This window comes from Variovorax sp. 10L421, from assembly GCF_056395365.1.
The window spans coordinates 183040-204177 of record NZ_JBFTJJ010000003.1 but is presented as its reverse complement, the minus strand read 5'-3'; the positions used below and the strand labels follow the sequence as shown (position 1 = coordinate 204177).

The window sequence follows — 21138 nt, the reverse complement described above, 5'->3', positions numbered from 1 at the left end:
CTTTTCCAGCCAACGCCCCCGCGGGGCGCCAGCCAACAACATTCTCCGAGGGGCCCGCCGCTCCTCTGTTGGTCATGCGCACCCCTCTGAGACGCCTCTGGCTCAAGGTTCATCGCTGGATCGGCCTCACGCTCGGTCCGATCCTCGCACTCACCGCCCTGCTCGGCGCCGTGCTGGTGATGGCGCTGCCGCTCGACCGCCAGGCGCATCCCGACTTCTTCATCGCCCGCTCGGCCGGTGATGCCACCACGGCCGCGCTGCCGCTGGAGCCCCTGCGCCAGCGCCTCGCGGCCGAGTTCGGCCCCGACGCCAACTTCACGCTGCGCCCACCGCGCAAGCCCACCGACACGCTGTGGGTGCTGGTGCGCGGCAAGTGGGAAGGCACGCTCTACCTCGACCCCTCCACCGGCGCCGAACAGGGGCGGCGCGGCACGCACGAGGGCGCCTACAACATCCTGTTCGAACTGCACAGCAGCCTGCTGCTGGACGACACCGGCAAGGGCGTGCTCGCCTTCGCCGCGCTGGCCTACCTGTTCCTGCTGGTCACGGGCATCGTGCTGTGGTGGCCGGTGCGCTGGCCGCCCTCGCTGCGCATCGTGCTGAACCGCGGGCTGCTGCGCGGCTTGTTCGACCTGCACCGCACCGGCGGCGCGGTGCTCGGGCTGCTGATCGCGGTGTCGGTGGCCACGGGCGCGTACATGGCGTGGCGGCCGCTGGGCGATGCCATCTCCCGCGCGATGGGGCAGCAGCCGCTGAAGCCGCCGATGATCGCCAAGGGTGCGGCGGCCGGCCCGCGCCTGCCGCTGGACGAGCTCGTGGCCCGCGCCCGGCAGGTGTACCCGGGCCAGCCCATCGGCTTCATCCAGGTGCCCGCCAAGACCAGCCGGCCGATGCGGGTGCGCTTCCGCCTCTCGGACGACCCGCATCCGAACGGCATCGGCTCGGTGTGGCTGAACCCGGTGACGGGCGAGGTGCTGGCCGCGCGCAAGTGGCAGGACCTCGACGCGGGCAACGGCGCGGTGGCGGTGATCTACCCACTGCACACCGGCGAGCTCGGCGGCCCGCTGCACGAGACGCTCACGGCGCTGCTGGGCCTGGCGCTCGGCGGCCTGGGCCTGAGCGGCGTCTGGCTGTGGTGGCGCCGGCGCGCCGTGGCGAGCGCCGCCCGCGACAACGACACGCTTGCCCGAGGCAGGACGGCGCCCTGAACGGCTCCACGCCGCGCGCGACCCACTTCTTCACCATCAAAAAAAACCGCAGGAGGAATCTCCCTTGTTGTTCACACGCAAACGCACAGCCATCGCGATGGCGCTGCTTCCCCTGAGCCTGCAGGGCTTCGCCGCCGAGGCCGAGCCCGCTGCCGCCGACGCCGCCAAGTCGCTGGAAACCGTCACCGTCACCGGCGACTGGCTCGGCAGCCCCAGCGAAACCAAGGTGCTCGAGCATCCCGGTGCCCGAAGCATCATCGAGCGCAAGCAGATCCAGGAAAGCGGCTCGTCCAACGTGCGCGACGTGCTGCGCCAGATGCCCGGCGTGCAGGTTCAGGAGAGCAACGGCACCGGCGGCAGCGACATCTCGCTCAACGTGGGTGTGCGCGGCCTGACCTCGCGGCTGTCGCCGCGCTCCACCGTGTTGCTCGACGGCGTGCCGCTGGCCTACGCGCCCTACGGCCAGCCGCAGCTGTCGCTGGCACCGCTGTCGCTGGGCAACCTGGAAGCGGTCGACGTGGTGCGCGGCGCGGGCTCGGTGCGCTACGGCCCCCAGAACGTGGGCGGCATCATCAATTTCGTGTCGCGCGCGATCCCGAAGCAGTTCTCGGGCGAGGTGAACGTGGGCGTGGAAAGCGCCGGGCACGGCGGCGGCACCAAGACCACGCCCAACCTCTTCATCGGCGGCACCAACGAGAACGGCCTGGGCCTGGCGCTGCTGTATTCGGGCACGCACGGCGACGGCTTCCGCCAGAGCAACGACCACACCAGCATCGACGACCTGATGCTCAAGGGCGCCTACCGCATCTCGAAGACCGACGACGTCGCCGTCACGCTGCACCACTTCGAGGGCAAGGGCCGCATGCCCGGCGGCCTGACGACGGCGCAGTTCGCGGCCAACCCCTTCCAGTCGGACCGCCCCTTCGACGAGTTCACCGGCCGCCGCACCGACGGCTCGGTGAAGTACACGCACAACGACGGCATCAACAAGTTCGAGATGCTGACCTACTACACGGACTCCTACCGCAGCAGCTTTCTCGAGCAGGAAGGCACCGGTGCGAGCAGCGGCCGGCGCCGCCTCACCTCGGCGCCGCGCAACTACAAGACCTTCGCGGTCGAACCCCGCTACTCGCGCCTGATCGATTCGGGCAGCGTGGTGCAGGAAGTCAGCGTCGGCTACCGCTACCTGAAGGAAGAGGCATCCGAAGTCGCGACGCGCAGCGCCTACTACCAGCCGCGCCCGGGCTTCGACGCCTTCGGCCTGGCTAACCCGGCCTACCAGACCAGCAAGGGGGGCACGACCGCGCACGCGTTCTACATCGACGACCGCATCGACTTCGGCAACTGGACGATCACGCCCGGCGTGCGCCACGAATCGATCCGCTCGTTCAACGATGTCTACAGCCTCACCAACGGCCGCGTCACCAACGCGATCCATCCGAAGATCGACTCGGACGAATGGCTGCCCACGCTGTCGGTGCTCCATCGCATGAGCGATCGCTGGTCGGTGTTCGCGAACGCGGGTGTCTCGTTCGGGCCGCAGCAGTACGCGCAGCTCGCGCAGTCGACCACCGGGCTGCACCCCGAGAAGGCCAAGACGTACGAGATCGGCACGCACTACAAGGGCGAGGCCTGGAGCGGCGAGCTCACGCTGTTCAACATCAACTTCGACAAGGAGCTGCTGCTGGCGCGCTCCATCACCGGCGACGTCGGCCAGTGGACCGACCTGGGCGCGACGCGCCACCGCGGGCTGGAGTCGGCGCTGCGCTACGACCTCGGCACGCTGAGCGACTCGCTCAAGGGGCTGTCGGTGTCGGGCACCTACACGTACACGCAGGCCATCTCGAAGGCCGGCGCCTTCGCCGGGCGCGATCTGCCCTTCTATTCGCGCCAGGTGGCGACGCTGGGCGCGCGCTACGAGCGCGGGCCGTGGACCTTCAACGCCGACATCTACGCGCAGTCGAAGCAGCGCTCGCCGGGTTCGCCGGACGACGGCGCAAGGTACGTCACGCTGGAAGACGCGACCGGCCGGCTGGGCGACATCCCCGGCTACGCCACGATGAACCTGCGCGCGGCCTACGACTTCGGCCCATCGATGAGCAACCTGAAGCTCGCGGTGGGCGTGAAGAACCTCTTCGACCGCCGCTACTTCAACCGCTCGGTGGACAACAACGGCGGCAAGTACGTGGGACAGCCGCGCACGGTCTACCTGCAGGCTTCGGTGGCGTTCTGACGCACGGCGGGTGCGCGATCGGGCCCAACTAATACACTCGCGCACCCATGGCCCTCAAATCCACCATCTTCAAGGCCACCCTCGCGGTGGCCGACATCGACCACGGCTACTACGCCGACCATGCGCTGACCCTGGCGCGCCACCCCAGCGAGACCGACGAACGCATGATGATCCGGCTCGTCGCGCTCGCGCTCAACGCGCACCAGCTGCAGGACGTGTGCAACGGCGACGGCACGCTGGCCTTCGGCGCCGGTTTGTCGAACGTCGACGAGCCCGACGTCTGGCTGCGCGACTTCACGGGCGAAGTGAAGATCTGGATCGAGGTCGGCCAGCCGGAGGACAAGCCCATCATCAAGGCCTGCGGCAAGGCGGACGAGGTGATCGTCTACTGCTTCAACCACGCGGCCGAGATCTGGTGGCGCGGCATCGAGAACAAGCTCACGCGGCCGCAGAACCTGAAGGTCTATCGCGTGCCAACGAATGCCTCGCAGGCGCTGGCCGCGCTGGCGCAGCGCAGCATGCAGCTGCAGGCGACGATCCAGGAAAACACGCTGACGCTGGGCGACGGGGTGAACAGCATCGACGTCGAGTTGCTCAAGTGGAAGTAGGCCCGCGCGGCTAAGCCGCCGGCATCATCGCGCCGCACTGCCAGCACTGCTCGAAGCCGCCTTCGACCTGCTCGCCGCACACGCACCGCCAGCTGCGCTGCGGGCGGTGCTGCAGTTCATGCAGCAGGCGCCTGGCCAGGTCGAACTGGGTTTCGTCGTCGATCCAGATCTCGGGCAGGCACTGGTCGGGCGGCAGCTGGCCCATCACCGCCCCGAGGAATTCGCGCTGCACGGTGGCGGCCACGCCCTCTTCGCGCAAGGCGTGCACCCACACGGCCGCGATCGCGAGGTTGGGGGCTTGCGCGAGGCGGCGCATGGTCAGGGCGCCCAGTTCTTCTCGTCGTCGGGGTCGAATTCGGGCTCGGCCGCGGATGGCGGCGGGGGCTCGGCCTCGCGTGCGCGTTCGGCATAGCGGTTGAAGCGCCAGGCGGAATCTTCCATCGTGATGCGGCGCCACGTGGCGCGCTTCTCGACGGGCGTCATGGCGGGCCAGTGCTGCACCTCGTCGAAGCTGCGGCCGCAGCCCTTGCATTCGTCGTCGCCCTGGCTGGTCGAGCAGATCGCGATGCAGGGCGTGTCGGGCGTGCTCTCGTACCAGGCCATCCACGCGGCCCAGGCCTTGGGCGGGAAACCGAGCTCGTCGACCTCGTCCTCGTGATGGAAGACCATGAGCGCGTAGACCTCGGCCAGCGCGCGCAATTCAGGGCCGAGCGTGACGCCATCGGGCGACGGCGTCTTCTCTCGCCAGTGGTTGATGGCGGCCTCGATGTCGGTGATGTGTATGGCGGCCATGGGGCATGAAAAAGCAGCGGACGGCGATCATAGTCCGGCAATGTCCCGAAGCGGCGAAGGGACAAGATTGCTACCAAAACAAGAGCGTCGCCACCAATGTTCATGCGCCTCTTGAAGCAGTTCTCTTTAAATCCCTGAAAACTTTCGATTGCGCCGCCGCGAACTTCGATGCTCTAATTCCCCCACGAAGGGGAGTAGCTCCCGACCGCTGTCCACCGCAGCGCGAATCGTCAGGTCGTCAATACGAAGCAAAACACTTCCGGCCTGTCGGACAACGTACGTGCACTCGCACGCAGCGCTGTCGAGCGAGACCTTCGATTTGAACCTGTGCAGGTTTGGTCGAAGCGTCGCCAGTCTCTGGAGCCCCCGGTGTCACCCGGCCTTCATTCCTCGCTTTCGACCTTCCCTGCATGGGATGAATCGAAACGCATCTGCATGCGCCTCCGTCGTCGCCTCTGAAGGGAGAGACAGGGGCGCGAAGACAAAAGAGGAATCTATGGAAATGTTCATGACCCCGGAGTTCTGGGTCGCGGTCGGTCAGATCATCATGATCGACATCCTGCTGGGCGGCGACAACGCCGTCGTCATCGCGCTGGCCTGCCGCAAGCTGCCGCCGGCCCAACGCACCAAGGGCATCCTGTGGGGTACCGCCGGCGCCATCGTGCTGCGCGTGGTCCTGATCTTCTTCGCGCTGACCCTGCTGGCCATTCCGTTCCTGAAGCTGGTGGGCGCGATCCTGCTGCTGTGGATCGGCGTGAAGCTGCTGGCCCCCGATCATGACGACGCACACGGCAACATCACCGGCAGCGACAAGCTCTGGGGCGCGGTCAAGACCGTGATCGTGGCCGACCTCGTGATGAGCGTCGACAACGTCATCGCCATTGCAGGCGCCGCGCAAGGTGCAGGCGACAGCCACCAGATGCCGCTCGTGATCTTCGGCCTGCTCGTGAGCATCCCGATCATCGTCTGGGGCAGCCAGCTGGTCATCAAGCTGATGGACCGCTTCCCGATGATCATCACGCTGGGCGGCATGCTGCTGGGCTGGATCGCCGGCACGATGGCCGTGTCCGACCCCGCGCTGGCGAACAGCGCCGCCTGGACCTGGGTGCCGAAGGTGCCGCAGACCGACGTGGTCAAGTACGCCGCCGGCGTGGCCGGTGCGCTGCTGGTGCTGGCGATCGGCAAGTGGGTGGCCGCGCGGCATGCCCGCAACAAGTCCGAAGAACAGGCTGTGACGGCCGGCTGAACGCCGGTGGTCGCTCCCCTGCCCCGAACTTCGTGTCCGAACCAGTCTCTGTCACTCTAACTACCTGAAGGAGCACCCATGGAAAAGGTCATTCTTTATGTCGACGACGTCACCTACGCCTGTGAGCAGTTCGCCGAACTTGCGCCGGACGCGAACAGCGTCGTGGCACGCCATTGGGTGCTGGTGGCCTGTGCGCCGCGCATGACGCATCGCATCAGCAAGTGGGTGAGCCACAGCGCGCGCGAGAACTGGCGCGCCAAGTGGTTCAGCAAGGTGCAGGCGCAGATGCTGCCGCTGCTGGAGCGCAATGGCGGCCAGGTGACGCCGGTGCTGGCCAAGGGCCCGCTGGCCGAACTGACGGCACAGCTCAAGCGCGAGCATTCGGCCGTCCACGTGGTCGATGCGCGCCGCCCGAAGATCGGCGTCGACCTGGAACCGGTGACGCCGGAGCAGACACCGGCCCACCAATCGGGTTGGGCCTTTCCCGGCGCCGTGATGGGCATGGGTGCATTGCTGGTGCTGGCGAACGAGCTGGCCGAGTAAGGCAGGACGAGACTCCCTCGACGAGCCCCGGTACGGCAACGCACCGGGGCTCGTTGTTTTGCAGGCCCTGGGGTATCCTGCCTGCCATATGCGCATCATCCTCAAATGGCTGCTCAGCGCCGTCGCGCTGCTGGCGGTGGCTTATCTCTACAGCGGCGTCCAGGTCGCCAGCTTCGGCTCCGCGCTGATCGCGGCCGCGGTGATCGGCCTGCTCAACATGGTCGTGCGGCCGGTGCTGGTGGTGCTGACGCTGCCAGTCACCGTCATCACGCTCGGGCTGTTCCTGTTCGTGATCAACGCGCTGCTTTTCTGGGCCGCGTCGGGGCTGCTCGGCGGCTTCCACGTCAACGGCTTCCTGGCCGCGCTGATCGGCTCGCTGCTGTATTCGCTGCTGGGGCTGCTGATCGAGGCCGCGCTGGGCGGGCTGGTACCCGGCAGGCGCTGAGCGGAGCCGCTACTTCAGCGGCGGCTCGGCCGCCTGCTCCTTCACCAGCACTTCCACGGCCCGTGCGCGGGTGTCGACGATCGACGCCTCGTAGTGATCGACCACCTTGGACTGGCGGATGATTTCCTGGGCCGCCTTGAAGCGGTCGCGCGCGGCCGGGTAGTCGAGGATCGCCACGTTCGCCTCGGCATCGGCGCGCACCGCGCGCAGCGTGTCGTTCTGCGCGCCGTAGAGGGTGGCGAGCGCATGCCACGCCCCCGCATCGCGCGGGTTCGCGGCGACCCAATCGCGCAGCACGGGAACCATCGGTGCGGGCTGTCGCATTGCCGCCGCGGCTTCGGCCGCGAGCAGCATCTCGGGCCGCTCCTTCGACCTGGCATCGAGCAGCGCGGCCGCCTTCGGCGCTGCGCCCGCGGCCAGCTCGATCTCCGCACCGAGCCAGCGCGCCTGCTTCGCCGCGGCGGGATCGTCCGCCGTGCGCGCGGCCAAACGCTCGGCCATCGCGCGGGCCGTCTTGTAGTCGCGCATTTCCCTGGCCGACAACGCCGCCGCGTACAGCGTGCCGGCCTGCTGGGCCGGTGAACTCTTCGCGAACTCGCCGCTGGAGGCGGATTCGACCCAGAGCCGGAGCACGTCGACGCCCGGACGCGTCAGCACGCGGGCGCGCGAGGCGATCATGGCGTGGTCCATCGCCAGCGGCACCGGCGGCGCCGCGTCCATGCGGAACTGGAAGCGGCCCTGCATGTCGGAGATGCGCTCGGTGGTCAGCGGATGGCTGCGCAGGTAGGGGTACGAGCCGTTGTCGTTGAGGCGCGAGGCGTACTGCAGCTTCTCGAACATCGCGGCCGCGCCCTGCGGCGCGAAGCCGGCCTGTGTCATCACGCCGAAGCCGATGCGGTCGGCCTCGCGCTCCATGTCGCGCGAGAAGCTCAGCTGGTTTTGCGCAAAGAGCGCCTGGCTGCCCATCATCACGGCCTGGCCGGCATCGCCGTTGCGGCTCTTGCCGGCCGCGATCATCCCGAGGATCAGGCCGGCGAGCATCAACGGCATCTGCTTGCCCTGCCGGGTCATGATGCGCGAGATATGGCGCTGCGTGACGTGCGAAAGCTCGTGCCCGAGCACCGTGGCCAGCTCGTCGCGGCTGCCGACCGCGGCGACGAGGCCGAGGTTGAGCCCCAGGTAGCCGCCGGGCAGCGCGAAGGCATTGATGTTGCGGTCGCGGCCCAGCAGGATCGTCCAGGCGAAGCGCTCGTCGAGCTCGGGCGTGAGCTCGCCGCGCGCGCGGGCCGCCGCCAGCAGGCGCTGCCAGATGTCCTGCACGTAGGCGGCGATCACCGGGTCGTCGATGTAGTCGGTGTCGCGGTACAGCTCGCGGGCGATCTGGTCGCCGAGGTGGCGTTCGGCGCTGGCGGTCATCTCGCCGCCGTCGCCAAGGCCGGGCAGCACCTGCATCTGCGCCAGGGCCGATGTTGGCAACAGCACCTGTGAAGCTATCAGGAACGTAGCGCAGAGCGACCGCAGGGCGGGCTTGAGCTGGCTTTTTCTGGGGTGTCGTGGAGTCAAGCGCGGCATTCCTCGTCTGTGGCTCGGGCTCGTATGATGCACCTCCAACCCGATCGTTCACACATGAGCTCTCTCACCCATTTTGACGCCCAGGGACAGGCCCACATGGTCGACGTGGCCGCCAAGCCCGCCACCCACCGCGTGGCCGTGGCCACCGGCCGCATCGAGATGCAACCGGCGACGCTGGCGCTGATCGAGTCCGGAACGGCCAAGAAAGGCGACGTGCTCGGCATCGCGCGCATCGCGGGCATCCAGGCGGCGAAGAAGACGAGCGACCTGATCCCGCTGTGCCATCCGCTGGCATTGACGCGCGTGGCGGTGGCGTTTGCGATCGCCGATGCGGGGGCGGCGCCTCAGGTGGCCTGCACGGCGACCGTCGAGACCGTCGGGCCGACGGGGGTGGAGATGGAAGCGCTGACGGCGGTGCAGGTGGCGCTATTGACAATCTACGACATGTGCAAGGCGGTGGATCGGGGGATGCGGATTACCGATGTGCATGTGCTGGAGAAACATGGGGGAAAGTCGGGAAGCTGGGTGGCGGGGTAAGTCACCGGGCAAGTCCCCGATGTTCAGGGCGCCGGCGCATCGCCCGCAGGCTCCTCGAGCCAGCGATTGAACGCCGCGGGAAAGGCGATCCTGAAACGCTCGGCCTGGGCCCGCGCTTCGTCTTCGCGCCCAAGCAACTCGGCGCTTTCGATCAGCTTGGTGATGACGCGCGGCTCCGGTGAAAAGTGCAGCGTGCGTTCGGCGAGTGCGTGCATCCCTGCCGCGTTGGCAGGAGTCACCGTCGTGAGCGTCAGTTCGGCAAAACCCACCTGGCGCCCGAAGAGCCACGAACCTCGCAGCTTGGTGAGCGTGTCGTCTTCGTACGCCGGCAGGCGTTCGCTGCGCGGCATATAGATCTGGCTGATGCGGACGTAGTCCCAGCCTGCGTACACGACGATCGCCATGAGCGCTGCCGCAGCGAAGGCAGACACCCCCCGCACCTTCGGGAATCGGGCAGGCGTCCGGCCCGGCCAGAGCATGCCGAGACACAGGCCGAACACCAACTGGAACGGCCCGTACCAAAGCGGGTACTCGAGCAGGCTGTGCAGCACGATCATGGCCAGCACGCCCCAGGCCATCAGGCGCGCCGGATCGCGCTCGCGCCACGGCCTGGCGGCAAGCACCATCCAGACGAAGCCGCCGCAGATCAGCACGGCCGCGGGAATGCCGAGCTCGACGGCCAGGTGCAGGGGCAGGTTGTGGGCGTTGTCCAGGATTTCGGAGAATCGCGGGCCCGGGTACAGCGTGCTGTAGTGGGCAAAACTCAGTTCGCCCCAGCCCCAGCCCGTCCAGGGACGCTCCGCAATCAGCGCAAGCACGTTGTGCCAGAGGATCAGGCGGCTGTGGTCATCGGGCGCGCCCTTCTCGAGGCGCTGCAGCATTCCTTCCACCCCGCCGCCAGCCACCAGGTGCGGCAGCACCCAGCAGATGGCGAAATAGAGCGGAATCGCGGCCAGCAGCGCGGCCGGTGGCGGCAAGCTGAAAACACGGGGGCCGGCCGATGCAGGAACACTCCGGCGCTCCCTCCAGGCGATAACACTCGCGACGCCGATGATCGACAGCAGTTGCAGCAAACCCGTCCGGGAGGTTGATGCCGCCTGGGCTGCCAGCAACAGCAAGGCAGCAATTACAAGCCCGCGCCGTTTGCGCGGCGAAGCCTGCACGGCGTAGAGCCACAGCGCCGCGACGAGCGCCATGCTGATCAGCGTGGCGAACTGGTTGCGCTGCCTCAGGTTGCCGTAGGCCTGGCCGAGCGGGGGCGAGGTGGTCCAGGGGCCCAAGGGCTCGGCGAGGCCGTAGTACTGGAGCAGGCCGAGGACGGCGCTGACGACACCCGCGGCCAGGACTCCCCATGCCAGGGCGCCGGAAGCGGCGGCGGCACTCGACATGCGCGCACCCACCAGCGCCGCCATCGCGATGACCGCCATCGCGGCGCAGGCCGGGACCCAATAGCCCGGCACGTCGCCACGGAAAAGCGCGATGCAAACAGCGCAGAGCACCAGCCAGCACAGCACGCCGCCGCCCGGCATCTTTTCCCTCGCGTCCCCCAGGAGCAGCAAGAAGGCAACGCAGGCCCACGCGCAAAGCAGCTGCCAGACATTGACGGACGGACCGGCCACCCACGGAAACAAAAAAGGAAAGGCGATCAGCGCCGCGCTGAGGGAGGGCATCGGCGGAATTGTGCAATGTCAAGGTGTACGCACCTTTAACGGTCTCGCAACAAATATTTCCGAGCGGTTGCCGGGGGCCGACGAGCGGCATGCCCACTTCCAAAGGCCCGCGGCATCATCAGAGTTCACATTTAGCCACACTCCGGCACGTTTACTCACATATCGCCGCCCCGCGCCCTGCCCGATGAACTCCTTATCTCGCCACGTCCGAAACGTTCGCCGCGTTGCCGGCTTCACGCTGGTCGAAGTGCTGGTGGCCATCGTCGTTCTCTCGTTCGGCCTGCTCGGCATGGTCGGCCTTCAGGCTGGGTCGCTGCAGGCCAACCGCGACGCGCGGCTGCAATCGACGGCCGTGGTGCTCGCTCGCGAGCTCGCGGAAATGATGCGCGGCAACAAGGATCAGGCGCTCCTCGCCGCCAGCCCCTACCTGATCGGCGAGATCTCGTCCAACCCGCTGGTGCCTCCCACCGCGTCCTACTGCCTGTCGATCGGCCAGAACTGCGGAACCGACAAAGCTGCCGTCGCACAGGCCGAACTCACCGATTGGCTGGCGCGCGTGAGCGATGCGCTGCCAGGCGCGCGGATCAGCATCTGCCGCGACACGGCGCCTTTTGCTTCGGACGGCACAGCGCAATGGGCCTGCACGTCGACCAACGACACCGACCCGATCCTCGTCAAGATCGGCTGGAGCCGCCCGTCATTGAAGACGGGGGATTCGACAGTCCAGCAGGCGTCGGATCGACCTTCCGTCGTTCTTCCGGTCACGCCCGGGAGCACCCTGTGAGCGCCACTCCACTCCGCCGCGCCATTCGCGGCCTGACACTGATCGAACTGCTTGTCGCGATGGCGGTGGGCCTGGTGGTAGTGCTGGCGGCCGTGTCCGCCCTGACCGTAGCCCGACGCGGCTTCACCACGGTCGATGCCGCCTCGCAACTGCGCGACAACGGCCGGTTCGCCGCAGACATGATCCAGCGCATCGGCGTGCAGACCGGCTACCGGGATGTGTTCTTTGCGGCAACCCCCCGCCAACCCACGACGACCGACCCGGCGCCGAGCATCATGGGCTTCAACAACGCCAAGGTGAACCTGACCAGCCCGCTGACCTCGTCCACCGCGCGGCCCGCGACGGAGGCGGGGACGGGTAGCGACGTGCTCATCATGCGCTACCAGCCGGCCCAGATCCACACCATGACAGTCAGCTCGACAGACGCTGACAAGACCATGATCGATTGCGCCGGCAACGCGCCGGCGACGGTGGCGGACATCAACACCACCGCTGCGCGCGACACGCTGATGGCCAGCGTCTTCTCCGTCGGCGTCAACCAGGGCGAGCCCACGCTCATGTGCACGTACTACGACTCGGCCACGAGCGCATGGCTGTCTAGTCCGATCGTGCAGGGTGTCGAGAATTTCCAGGTGCTGTACGGGGTCGATGGCGTGACGGCAAAGACAGTGACGGCGGCGGGCGCGGCATCACCGAACGTGCCGAATGCCTATTTGCGCGCCGATCAGATCGTCGTAGACGGCAACAGCACCGCAACCAACGCGAACTGGCGCCGGGTGCGCAGCGTGCGCATTGGCATGGTGCTGCGCAGCGCTAAGGGCGCCGCTCAGGATTCGCAAACGCAGACCTTCTATCCATTCGGCCCGACCAAGGGCAGCGCGACCGGTACGGCCGGCAGCGCCTTCGCAGATGCCACGAACGATCCGGGCACGGTCTTCCAGCCCACGCCGGACGGGCGGCTGCGCCAGACATTGACCTTCACGATCCACCTGCGCAACGACCAGGGGCTCTGACATGAGACACGCACTTTCCTCCCGTTCCGTCGACCAGCGCGGCGTATCGCTGATCATCGTGCTGCTGCTGCTGGTGATCGTGTCGATCCTTGGCGTGGGCGCCGCGCAGATCGCGACCATGGGCGAGCGCAGCTCCCGGAATGACCGGGACATGCAGGTGGCCTGGCAGTCGGCCGAAGCAGCCCTGATGGATGCCGAGTTCGACATCCACGGCCCGAATACCTCCTCCTCCAACCGCCGGGCTGTGTTCACCAACATGGCCAATACCAACGCATTCGTCAGCAACTGCGGCAGTTCCGGCACCAGCAAGGGCCTGTGCACGCTCGAAACGACAGCCCAGCCCGCCTGGCTGTCCGTCGACTTCACCGCGACGACCAGTGCCAAGACAGCCGCGTACGGCGATTTCACGGGACGCAGCTTTCCAGCCGGCACCACCGGCATCCAGCCCGTCAAGGCGCCGCGCTACGTGATCGAGCCGATCGAAGACCCGGCCAACCGCGACATCTCGGGCGCCACAACCAGCTACATCTATCGAGTGACGGCCATGGGCTTCGGCCCCCGGGCCGACATCCAGGGTGTCGTCCAGATCATCTATCGCGACTGAAGCGAACCGCCTTCCATGAAATCCAACTCAAAATCCCGGCCCTGGTTCGCGCGTCCGCGCACGCTGGCATGGCTTGCCTTTCCGGCGGTGGCCGCGACGCTCGCGCTTTCCTTTGCGGCCATCTCCAGCACGGCACCCAACATCAAGGCCATCGCGCTGGCCAGCGACCCGCTCTATGCCACAACGTCCGGCGACAAGCCGGTACTCGCGCTCGCGCTGTCGGTGGAGTACCCGACCGTGGGCGCGCAGTACACGCCCGGCGGCGACACCGACAACACGTACAGCAATCTGAACGAGTACATCGGGTACTACGATGCAAAAGCCTGCTACTCGTACAACAACGCGCCCACCGAGACGCCGGCCACCGGCCTTTCGGCCGCCGACTACAAGCGCTTCGACCGCATCCTGACCAACACGCGCACCGACCGCAAATGCGATGACGGCTTCAGCGGCAACTTCCTGAACTGGGCCAGCAGCTCGGCCATCGACATGCTGCGGCTGGCGCTGTCGGGTGGCGATCGCTATATCGACAACACCGACCTGACCATCCTGCAGCGCGCCGTGCTCCCCAACGGCGATCCGATCTGCATGTGGAACTCCACCAATTTTCCCGCCAAGCAATTGACGCGCAATGGTGGCGGCGCCGGCACCTACTGGGGAGCGGTGCCACAAAGCATGGTGAATGCCGCGGGCACCAACGACATCTGGGTGGCAAATACCCTGAACCGGATCTACTTCGGGACGTCCAAGGCCGGCAGTTGCACCGACACGAGCAGTTACAACCTGAGCACCAACTCGTCAGGAACGGCGCCGTTCCCCTTCAGCGGCAACAGGCCGACTGCGGCGGTCAAGTGTGCCGACGAGGGAGGTAAGTGCGACTTCAAAAAGAGTTCAATGGAAATCTGGTATGGCGCCGGCACGAGCTGGATGGTCGGCCAGTTCACGAACAGTGCGGCCTGCACCAACGCCGTATTCACCGATCCGGTGCCGGGCACGGTCAAGGCCTGCTACTCGGTCGCCTCCAATACCACTCCCCGGCCAGCCACCGGCCTCAACAGCGACGGGTTCTTCTATTCGCGCGTCAAGGTCTGCGAGAAGAACGCTGCGGGCAACCTGATCGACAGTCGCGACTACACCTTCTGCACCAAGTACCCCAGCGGCAACTTCAAGCCGACCGGCACGGTTCAGAAGTACAGCGACCAATTGCGCCTGTCCGCCTTCGGCTACCTGCTCGACCAGACCAACAGCGCCGACACCCCTCCCGGGCGCTATGGCGGTGTGCTGCGCGCGCCCATGAAATACGTCGGCGCCAAGACCTACGACATCAACGGCATCGAGAACACGCCAACCGGCGGCAACGCCGCGGCCGAGTGGAACGCGACGACCGGCGTTTTTGCCGCCAACCCCGATAGCAGCACGCTGACGGGCACAAACGCCGGCTTCGGAGTGAGCGGCGTCATCAACTACCTGAACAAGTTCGGACGCACCGGCGTGGCCGGCCAGTACAAGAAGTACGACCCGGTCAGCGAGCTCTACTACGAGTCGCTGCGCTATCTGCAGGGCCTGCAGCCAAGCGATATCGCCGTTAGCAACATGACGACGGCCATGTACGACGGGTACCCGGTGTTCACTACCTGGAACGACCCGTATGGCGATGGCCGCTCCAGCTCAAGCAACTACTCGTGCCTGAAGAGCAACATCGTGGTCATTGGCGACATCAACACCCACGATGGCAACCGCTACCCAGCTGCCAACGTGGCGGCCAACATTCCAAACCTGGCCACCTGGACGACTGCAGCCCAGAACTTCGAGAAAGGCGTGGACACCACCTATTTCGACGGGCAGAACGTCCAGCAGCACACCACCGGAAACCCCAGCGTCAACACCAACCCACGCGGCGAAGCAATCATCGGCTACTCGTACTGGGCACATACGCACGACATCCGCGGGACCGACTGGACTGCCCAGACCAGCATGCAGCGCCCCGGCCTGCGCGTGAAGAGCTTCTTCTTCGACGTGAACGAGTACGGCGCCCAAAACGACGATGCCACCCGCCGCAACCGCAACCAGTTCTTCACGTCGGCGAAGTACGGCGGCTTCGAATCGGATCCGGCGAACAGCGGCAGCAAGCCCTTCAACACCTTCGGCAATCCCTTCAAGCGGCAGGACGGCACGGTCGATGCCAACGTCTGGCAAGACAGCGCTCGTACGGGCGAGGCCAGCACCTACTACCTGCAGAGCAGTGCGCGCAGCGTGCTGAGCGCGTTCGACAGCATCTTCAGCCGGGCCTCCACTTCCGCGCGCAGCATTGCCGGCAGTGCGGTGCAGTCGAAATCGCTGCAGACGAGCAACTCGGTCTACCAGGGCGCCTTCGACACCAGCGACTGGAGCGGCGACCTGTTGGCCCAGTCGATCACGATCACCAACGGCAGCGTCAGCATTTCACCTACGCCCACCTGGTCTGCCTCGTCGCGCCTGGCCCTGCTTTCCGCGCCGGCAACCTCGCGCAACATCGTCGTCGGGCGGCCAGGCAATGCGGTGCCCAAAGCCAGCACGTTCCTGTGGGGCTCGCTGACCACCGGCCAGCAAACCGACCTGAACAAGATCACGCCCTCGGCCACTGCCGACGCGCTGGGCTCCGACCGTGTGAACTACCTTCGCGGCAGCAACGCCCTGGAAGGATCGCCGTTCCGGCGCCGCAACAACAAGCTGCTGGGCGACATCATCAATTCGGGCGTCGTGTACTCGGGGGCCCCCGTCAACAACATCAACTCCAGCAGCTATGCGGCCTTCAGGACGGCCAACCTCAATCGCACAGCAGCCGTGTTCGTGGGCGCCAACGACGGCATGTTGCATGCCTTCAACGCCGGTACGGGCGACGAACTGTTTGGCTACATCCCGAGCTGGATGACGCCCAAGCTGGCTGCACTCACCGACGCGAACTATGTGTCCAACCACCAGAGCTATGTCGACGGCCCGCCAGTGGTTGCAGAAGCGCAAGTGGGCTCGGCCGGCACCTCCGACGACTGGAAGACGGTGCTGGTGTCCGGCACCGGTGCGGGCGGGCGCGGTGTGTTTGCGCTCGACGTGACCGACCCGACGTCTTTCAGCGCAAGCAAGGTGATGTGGGAGTTCACGCAGGACGACGACGTAGACATGGGCTTCGTGGTTGGTCAGCCGCAGATTCTCAAGATGCGCACCAGCGCACCGACGGCCACGACGGCGGCCTACAAGTGGTTTGCGGTGGTGGCGAGCGGTGTCAACAACTACACGAAGGTCAACTCCGCCAACAACTACAGCACCGGCAATCCCGCGTTGTTCCTGCTCGACCTGTCGAAGGCGCCCGAGACTGCATGGACCCTTGGCAGCAACTACTACAAGGTGGCGCTGCCCTTCAACGCCACGCTGGCTGTGACCAAGCCCACCGGCGTACTGAACTTCAAGGCGGCCATCGCGACCGGCGGCAACCGTGAAGTGGCGCAGATCTATGCGGGCGACCTGCACGGCAATATGTGGAAGCTCGACTTCCGCAGCCACGGCACCTCCGAGTGGAACATGGCGAACCTGTCGGCGTTCAAGAATGCCAGCAGCAGCAACGCGCCCTATCCGCTCTTCGTTGCCAAGGACAGCGCGGGCAACGTGCAGCCGATCAGCATGGCCCCCACGCTGGTGGCTGCCACGAACAACGTCAACGCGGTCCAGGTGGCTTTCGGCACCGGCAAGTATCTGGAAACAGATGACCGATCATCGACGGCGCAGAACTCGTTCTATGTGCTGTACGACGACGGCACAACCGTTGCCGACGCCACGCCCGTCGGTAGCGGGGCCATCAGCGGACGCGCACGTCTCAAGGCGGCCAGCATCGACACATCAGGCGCAATCACCGTGCCCAGTTTCACGTGGGGCCGTGCCACGAGCGACCTCACGACATCGTCGACTGTGAGTTCGGGTTGGTATATGGACTACGCCACCAGCACCGAACGCCAGGTCAGCGGGGCATTGCTGACTGGCAGCACGCTGGTCTTCGGCAGCCTGATTCCCGGAACCTCGGGCGGCGCTGCCGCTTGTGGCGTGAGCGGCGGGAGCGGCAACTCATACATCATCGACGTAGACACCGGCATCGGGACCCGGAGCGTATCGACCGTGGGCATCATGGGACAGCCGCTGGTGATCGAAGTGGCGTCCACGGTCGAGAGCAAAAGCGACAGCACGGGCCGGCGCAAGAAGAAGATCACCAGCCAGACGATTGCGCAGGGCTCCGGCGGTGTTGGCAATGCCGCAGGCGGACCAGGAAACAACGGGCAGACGAGCGTCATCATTACTGCCGGGCGACTGAGCTGGCGGCAGATCAATAACTACCTGGACCTGAAGCGCGGGTCATGAATATGAGCAACATAAGGAAACGCGCCTCCATGCGCGGCTTCACGCTGATCGAGTTGATGATTGTTGTGGCCGTGATCGGAATCTTGGCGGCCATCGCTTATCCCGCTTACACCGATTCAGTGTTGAAGGGGAAGCGTGCGCAGGCACGTACTGCACTGTTGGAGCTTATGCAACAGCAGGAGCGGTACATGACGCAGCGCAATACTTATCTCGCATTCACCAACTCGGCCGGGACCACCGTTCCGGCTAGCGCCGCTGGTACTTTCAAGGTTTATTCCGGGGACAGTCCGACAGGCACGTCCTATTGGCTCTCTGCAAGTACCTGCTCGAGCACTCAATTGATCACCGAGTGCGTCATGCTCACAGCCACACCAACAAGCACCGACGCTGCCGTCGGCGCATTGAGTCTGACCAGTACAGGCGTCAAGGCTTGCAACATTGCTTCGACAGATACCAAATTCAAGCTTTGCTGGCCATGAAAACGATTTGCCAACGCCGGACTTCCGGCTTCACGCTCATTGAATTGATGGTGACGATTGCCATAGCTGCAGTATTGCTGGTGATCGGAGTGCCAAGCTTTGTTGCCTTTCAGCGAAATTCGGAACTCACGTCGGCAATCAACTCTTTCGTCGCCGCGCTGAGCACGGCCCGGGGAGAGGCGATGAAGCGAGGCAGGCAAGCCGTTGTCGTGCCTCGCGCGGACAACAACTGGGCAACCGGCTGGACCGTCTTCGTGGATACCGACAACAACCGGCAATTCAATGGATCGGACATCCTCATCGTGCAGGGAGGGGCTTTGCCCAGCTACTTCACCGCGACCGGGCAAGGAACCGCGCAGAACAGCCCTGCCTACATCATGTTCAACCCTTCTGGCTACACACAGACCAGCGACTCGACGTTTCAGTCCGCCACGCTGAAGATCGAGCGCAATGACATCTCAGGTACGGAAAAGACGAATCAGACACGGATCGTGGTGATTGCGAAGACCGGGCGTGCGCGCGCCTGCCAGCCTGCTACGGATGCAACCTGTACGACTTCCGCAACGGAGTAGCAGCGTCAGCGCCACCGAATCGTGCTAACGAATGAGGCTGCTGAAACCGCCCGCGCCGAATCTCTTGCGCTGCGAGCATGCGATGACATCGACAACCAGCACGCAGTGCGGCGAACCTACGCGTGCCTCGAAAAACTCATCGCTCCACAGTGTGTGAACGACACGGAAGAGGTCTGCCCGACGCGCACCGAATTCAGCGCGTTGGTGCGACTGGTCAACGAGGAGCTTCAACGAAGCATCGAAGCGGCCGACACCACGATTCAATCGTTGCGAGTTGCGCTCAGCGAAGGCGAAGCGCAACGAATGCCTTCAACAATAAAGCCGTCGATAAACTGCGCCTTCACCTCGACGCGGTAAGTTAAGAAGCTACGTTTCCACGCATGGAAATGGCAACGCAATATCCGCATGATTCCGGAGTCGAAGCCCGGCTGGCGATCTGTCGCAAGGGGGTGGCCGACGCGCATACGACGCGAAGGTCAAACCAGAGTTGACTTTACCTTGCATCGGTAGATCGCGACGCCGCTGATCGGGGGGCAAGCCGCGCACAGGCCCAAGTGCGGAGGGGGATGCCGAATTCCCAGCTTAATTTGAACCTGACCCTTATTTTCCACGGCGCTTGGAACGAATCCACTGGGATGGCTTTTCCTGGAAAATCAATTGGAAATATTCCATCAAACGATCTCCGCACGTTCGGCGCAAGTCCAAATCCAAATCGAGCGAAAGCTCGCAAAATGAGCAACACTGTGCAGGCGGTGATGCTGATCAACCGGAGAAACCGACTGGTGCAATCTTCATGAGAGGCACCATCTCTCGGTCCGAGTGATTATTCCTATTTTTTACGTTGGCTTGTTGCAAGCAGAGCACGAGATCAATTCAAAAATCCGTCGACCGGAGCATAACCCGAAATGTCCAAAGAATCCCTCGAATATGCAAATACAATCACCCAATCCTTTGTTCGCCTGCTTGTCAGTGGCAAGTAAAATAATTCCTCTTCATTTTTTCCTGATTTTCTTATCACTTCTTGCAAAATAACTCGATCCCCTGCGGAGCGATTTACCATCAATTGTGAAAGATTTTTTGCGCGACTCCGAATATCCGGAATGCTTTTAGAAAAATCTTGCCACCAGCCCGGGCGTGCACTTGGCTCCAATCCTTGCAACGAATGATCCAATGCATCCATCATTTCCTCATTGCTTATTGGTTTTCGCGTTCCTATGAATTTTGGCTGCCCCCATGACAATTTTCGCAACGCAGGTGGCGCCTTCGTCAAATCATTTGAATCTATCTCGGCAGCCGCAACAACCACCATTCGATCGACCTCAAAGGCAATCACAACAGGCCGCGCTTGAAAAACAAAGTAGAGCCCATAAGATAACGCCATCATCTGAATGACAATCACAAGCGAAAAATCCAAAAGCAACTCTTTTTTCTTTTTTTTTGGATTTGCCAAGATGGCGGTCAGAATTGGCCCGCACACGACATCCACTGCGATTAGCAAATAAAAAAGATGTGCGCCGCCCGAAATCTCGTTATATGGAGGTCGATACCACAACAAAAAAACCAAGCCGGATGCCCCCCCCGCCACAATCAAACTCCCTCCTAGATGAAGAAGAAAAGCTTGGAGGGAAAACTTAGCACGACGACTCGTCATAACGCATTAGGAAAAAATTGCGAAGTCATCGATTTGGCCATTTAAAATATTCGCCAAGTAAATCAGGTTACGTTTTGCCCATAAAAAAAAGGCGCTTACGCGCCTTTTTTTTATGCTAAGAATTTTAGCGGCATTGTGCAGGGACAAACTTTTCTTGCATCGTGCCGGAAGCAGCAACGGTGATATTGTTTGCGGTCGCTGTCGCCTTCTTTGCAGAAGCACAACCCCAGTCAACGGCGCCCGTTACGCCAGCTTGTTGAGCGGCACCCAGTGCTTGACCAGCAGCCGTATCACGGACCCACGGGGTAAGGGTAATCGTGTTTTCCGCGGCACCAACGCCAACTGCAGCAGCGTTATAGGTAATCGTAATCATGCCACTGACATCGGTCATTTGGATCTTTTCCACATACTTAGATGTGACACCAAGACCACCAGCCTGAGCATTCCACGTGGTCACAACGCGAGTGAGATCAGCAGCGGAGGCCGCCCCATCGGTTGTGATCATCGTTTTAGCGGGTTCAGCCAAACCCAAACCTTCTGTCACGCGCGCACGCACCACATAGTCCTGATAAGCAGGCAGAGCCACAGCAGCCAAAATACCAATGATCGCCACAACGATCATCAATTCGATAAGGGTGAAACCCTTTTGCACGTTACGTGCGATGGAACGACGGTTCATTCACTAACTCCAGGTTGGTTGGTTGTTACGCCCGGGAACCTGCCCGGAGCGAGGTACCTTCCGCAGCATCTGTGCCACCCGTTCGCGGGGCCCTCAACTGACCGAACCCGTCACCTTCG

General features: G+C 64.2%; 21 protein-coding genes. 14 read left to right on the top strand and 7 right to left on the bottom strand.

The features are described from left to right. Window positions 1–74: 74 nt before the first annotated feature. The 3 genes from AC1DFC_RS07255 to AC1DFC_RS07245 all read left to right on the top strand — a co-directional run bounded on the left by AC1DFC_RS07255 (window position 75) and on the right by AC1DFC_RS07245 (window position 4049). Window positions 75–1208, top strand: coding sequence for a PepSY-associated TM helix domain-containing protein (locus AC1DFC_RS07255; protein WP_478178894.1), 1134 nt, complete (start codon window positions 75–77; stop codon window positions 1206–1208). 97 nt (window positions 1209–1305) lie between these two features. After that, on the top strand, window positions 1306–3441 hold the full coding sequence (locus tag AC1DFC_RS07250; protein ID WP_413332612.1) for a TonB-dependent receptor family protein: 2136 nt from the start codon (window positions 1306–1308) through the stop codon (window positions 3439–3441). 47 nt (window positions 3442–3488) lie between these two features. Next, entirely contained in the window at window positions 3489–4049 is a 561-nt protein-coding gene (locus tag AC1DFC_RS07245; protein ID WP_007828784.1) for a YaeQ family protein, read from the top strand. 10 nt (window positions 4050–4059) lie between these two features. On the opposite strand, the gene AC1DFC_RS07240 is transcribed toward AC1DFC_RS07245, so the two are convergent. Together AC1DFC_RS07240 and AC1DFC_RS07235 are read right to left on the bottom strand one after the other, a co-directional pair. Continuing rightward, window positions 4060–4365 carry a putative signal transducing protein gene (locus tag AC1DFC_RS07240; RefSeq protein ID WP_413314231.1) on the bottom strand — a complete coding sequence of 102 codons (306 nt, stop codon included), beginning with the start codon at window positions 4363–4365 and terminating at the stop codon, window positions 4060–4062. Between the two features lie 2 nt (window positions 4366–4367). Then, window positions 4368–4841, bottom strand: coding sequence for a DUF3717 domain-containing protein (locus AC1DFC_RS07235; RefSeq protein WP_007828781.1), 474 nt, complete (start codon window positions 4839–4841; stop codon window positions 4368–4370). 496 nt (window positions 4842–5337) lie between these two features. Here AC1DFC_RS07235 and AC1DFC_RS07230 point away from each other — a divergent pair, with 496 nt between their 5' ends. The 3 genes from AC1DFC_RS07230 to AC1DFC_RS07220 all read left to right on the top strand — a co-directional run bounded on the left by AC1DFC_RS07230 (window position 5338) and on the right by AC1DFC_RS07220 (window position 7075). After that, on the top strand, window positions 5338–6087 hold the full coding sequence (locus AC1DFC_RS07230; RefSeq protein ID WP_042672689.1) for a TerC family protein: 750 nt from the start codon (window positions 5338–5340) through the stop codon (window positions 6085–6087). 78 nt (window positions 6088–6165) lie between these two features. Further along, window positions 6166–6630, top strand: a complete 465-nt coding sequence (locus AC1DFC_RS07225) for a hypothetical protein (RefSeq protein ID WP_007828775.1) — start codon at window positions 6166–6168, stop codon at window positions 6628–6630. Window positions 6631–6718: 88 nt separating this feature from the next. Beyond that, entirely contained in the window at window positions 6719–7075 is a 357-nt protein-coding gene (locus tag AC1DFC_RS07220) for a phage holin family protein (protein WP_007828766.1), read from the top strand. Window positions 7076–7084: 9 nt separating this feature from the next. Here AC1DFC_RS07220 and AC1DFC_RS07215 read toward each other — a convergent pair whose 3' ends face one another. Beyond that, window positions 7085–8647, bottom strand: coding sequence for a M48 family metalloprotease (locus AC1DFC_RS07215; RefSeq protein ID WP_042672688.1), 1563 nt, complete (start codon window positions 8645–8647; stop codon window positions 7085–7087). Window positions 8648–8701: 54 nt separating this feature from the next. On the opposite strand from AC1DFC_RS07215, the gene moaC reads away from it, so the two are divergent. Further along, complete coding sequence (gene moaC, locus AC1DFC_RS07210) at window positions 8702–9184, top strand: cyclic pyranopterin monophosphate synthase MoaC (protein WP_007828763.1); 483 nt, start codon at window positions 8702–8704, stop codon at window positions 9182–9184. Window positions 9185–9207: 23 nt separating this feature from the next. Here the strand turns inward: moaC and AC1DFC_RS07205 are convergent, their stop codons facing one another. Then, window positions 9208–10854 carry a PglL family O-oligosaccharyltransferase gene (locus tag AC1DFC_RS07205; RefSeq protein ID WP_478178893.1) on the bottom strand — a complete coding sequence of 549 codons (1647 nt, stop codon included), beginning with the start codon at window positions 10852–10854 and terminating at the stop codon, window positions 9208–9210. Between the two features lie 184 nt (window positions 10855–11038). On the opposite strand from AC1DFC_RS07205, the gene pilV reads away from it, so the two are divergent. The 6 genes from pilV to AC1DFC_RS07175 are packed head-to-tail and all read left to right on the top strand — an operon-like array spanning window position 11039 to window position 18689. Further along, window positions 11039–11638: a type IV pilus modification protein PilV gene (pilV, locus tag AC1DFC_RS07200; protein ID WP_478178892.1), complete on the top strand. Its 600-nt coding sequence runs from the start codon at window positions 11039–11041 to the stop codon at window positions 11636–11638. Next, window positions 11635–12651, top strand: a complete 1017-nt coding sequence (locus AC1DFC_RS07195) for a PilW family protein (RefSeq protein ID WP_413332530.1) — start codon at window positions 11635–11637, stop codon at window positions 12649–12651. Before pilV ends, AC1DFC_RS07195 begins: the two co-directional genes overlap by 4 nt. 1 nt (window position 12652) lies before the next feature. Continuing rightward, the gene (locus AC1DFC_RS07190; protein WP_478178891.1) at window positions 12653–13255 is read left to right on the top strand and encodes a pilus assembly PilX family protein; all 603 of its coding nucleotides are present in this window, start codon (window positions 12653–12655) and stop codon (window positions 13253–13255) included. A 15-nt stretch (window positions 13256–13270) separates the two neighbouring features. After that, window positions 13271–17638, top strand: a complete 4368-nt coding sequence (locus tag AC1DFC_RS07185; protein WP_478178890.1) for a pilus assembly protein — start codon at window positions 13271–13273, stop codon at window positions 17636–17638. Next, window positions 17635–18117: a type IV pilin protein gene (locus tag AC1DFC_RS07180; protein ID WP_478178889.1), complete on the top strand. Its 483-nt coding sequence runs from the start codon at window positions 17635–17637 to the stop codon at window positions 18115–18117. The genes AC1DFC_RS07185 and AC1DFC_RS07180 overlap by 4 nt, the downstream gene beginning before the upstream one ends. Next, window positions 18114–18689 carry a GspH/FimT family pseudopilin gene (locus AC1DFC_RS07175; protein WP_478178935.1) on the top strand — a complete coding sequence of 192 codons (576 nt, stop codon included), beginning with the start codon at window positions 18114–18116 and terminating at the stop codon, window positions 18687–18689. The genes AC1DFC_RS07180 and AC1DFC_RS07175 overlap by 4 nt, the downstream gene beginning before the upstream one ends. A gap of 24 nt (window positions 18690–18713) precedes the next feature. Here AC1DFC_RS07175 and AC1DFC_RS07170 read toward each other — a convergent pair whose 3' ends face one another. After that, window positions 18714–18989, bottom strand: coding sequence for a hypothetical protein (locus AC1DFC_RS07170; RefSeq protein ID WP_478178888.1), 276 nt, complete (start codon window positions 18987–18989; stop codon window positions 18714–18716). 266 nt (window positions 18990–19255) lie between these two features. Here AC1DFC_RS07170 and AC1DFC_RS07165 point away from each other — a divergent pair, with 266 nt between their 5' ends. Further along, window positions 19256–19486 carry a hypothetical protein gene (locus AC1DFC_RS07165; RefSeq protein WP_478178887.1) on the top strand — a complete coding sequence of 77 codons (231 nt, stop codon included), beginning with the start codon at window positions 19256–19258 and terminating at the stop codon, window positions 19484–19486. Window positions 19487–19557: 71 nt separating this feature from the next. Here AC1DFC_RS07165 and tfpZ read toward each other — a convergent pair whose 3' ends face one another. After that, a complete protein-coding gene (gene tfpZ, locus AC1DFC_RS07160; protein WP_478178886.1) occupies window positions 19558–20340 on the bottom strand; it encodes a TfpX/TfpZ family type IV pilin accessory protein in 783 nt (260 codons plus the stop codon). A 124-nt stretch (window positions 20341–20464) separates the two neighbouring features. Next, on the bottom strand, window positions 20465–21019 hold the full coding sequence (locus tag AC1DFC_RS07155; protein WP_478178885.1) for a pilin: 555 nt from the start codon (window positions 21017–21019) through the stop codon (window positions 20465–20467). Window positions 21020–21138 lie beyond the last annotated feature (119 nt).

Excerpts from the sequence above, each read along its gene's own strand:
- moaC (WP_007828763.1), top strand. The coding sequence starts at position 8,702 with ATGAGCTCTCTCACCCATTTTGACGCCCAGGGACAGGCCCACATGGTC.
- AC1DFC_RS07230 (WP_042672689.1), top strand. The coding sequence starts at position 5,338 with ATGGAAATGTTCATGACCCCGGAGTTCTGGGTCGCGGTCGGTCAGATC.
- AC1DFC_RS07175 (WP_478178935.1), top strand. The coding sequence starts at position 18,114 with ATGAAAACGATTTGCCAACGCCGGACTTCCGGCTTCACGCTCATTGAA.
- AC1DFC_RS07155 (WP_478178885.1), bottom strand. The coding sequence starts at position 21,019 with ATGAACCGTCGTTCCATCGCACGTAACGTGCAAAAGGGTTTCACCCTT.
- pilV (WP_478178892.1), top strand. The coding sequence starts at position 11,039 with ATGAACTCCTTATCTCGCCACGTCCGAAACGTTCGCCGCGTTGCCGGC.
- AC1DFC_RS07180 (WP_478178889.1), top strand. The coding sequence starts at position 17,635 with ATGAATATGAGCAACATAAGGAAACGCGCCTCCATGCGCGGCTTCACG.
- AC1DFC_RS07255 (WP_478178894.1), top strand. The coding sequence starts at position 75 with ATGCGCACCCCTCTGAGACGCCTCTGGCTCAAGGTTCATCGCTGGATC.
- tfpZ (WP_478178886.1), bottom strand. The coding sequence starts at position 20,340 with ATGACGAGTCGTCGTGCTAAGTTTTCCCTCCAAGCTTTTCTTCTTCAT.
- AC1DFC_RS07225 (WP_007828775.1), top strand. The coding sequence starts at position 6,166 with ATGGAAAAGGTCATTCTTTATGTCGACGACGTCACCTACGCCTGTGAG.
- AC1DFC_RS07190 (WP_478178891.1), top strand. The coding sequence starts at position 12,653 with ATGAGACACGCACTTTCCTCCCGTTCCGTCGACCAGCGCGGCGTATCG.
- AC1DFC_RS07240 (WP_413314231.1), bottom strand. The coding sequence starts at position 4,365 with ATGCGCCGCCTCGCGCAAGCCCCCAACCTCGCGATCGCGGCCGTGTGG.
- AC1DFC_RS07245 (WP_007828784.1), top strand. The coding sequence starts at position 3,489 with ATGGCCCTCAAATCCACCATCTTCAAGGCCACCCTCGCGGTGGCCGAC.
- AC1DFC_RS07185 (WP_478178890.1), top strand. The coding sequence starts at position 13,271 with ATGAAATCCAACTCAAAATCCCGGCCCTGGTTCGCGCGTCCGCGCACG.
- AC1DFC_RS07165 (WP_478178887.1), top strand. The coding sequence starts at position 19,256 with ATGCCGAATTCCCAGCTTAATTTGAACCTGACCCTTATTTTCCACGGC.
- AC1DFC_RS07235 (WP_007828781.1), bottom strand. The coding sequence starts at position 4,841 with ATGGCCGCCATACACATCACCGACATCGAGGCCGCCATCAACCACTGG.
- AC1DFC_RS07205 (WP_478178893.1), bottom strand. The coding sequence starts at position 10,854 with ATGCCCTCCCTCAGCGCGGCGCTGATCGCCTTTCCTTTTTTGTTTCCG.
- AC1DFC_RS07250 (WP_413332612.1), top strand. The coding sequence starts at position 1,306 with ATGGCGCTGCTTCCCCTGAGCCTGCAGGGCTTCGCCGCCGAGGCCGAG.
- AC1DFC_RS07215 (WP_042672688.1), bottom strand. The coding sequence starts at position 8,647 with ATGCCGCGCTTGACTCCACGACACCCCAGAAAAAGCCAGCTCAAGCCC.
- AC1DFC_RS07220 (WP_007828766.1), top strand. The coding sequence starts at position 6,719 with ATGCGCATCATCCTCAAATGGCTGCTCAGCGCCGTCGCGCTGCTGGCG.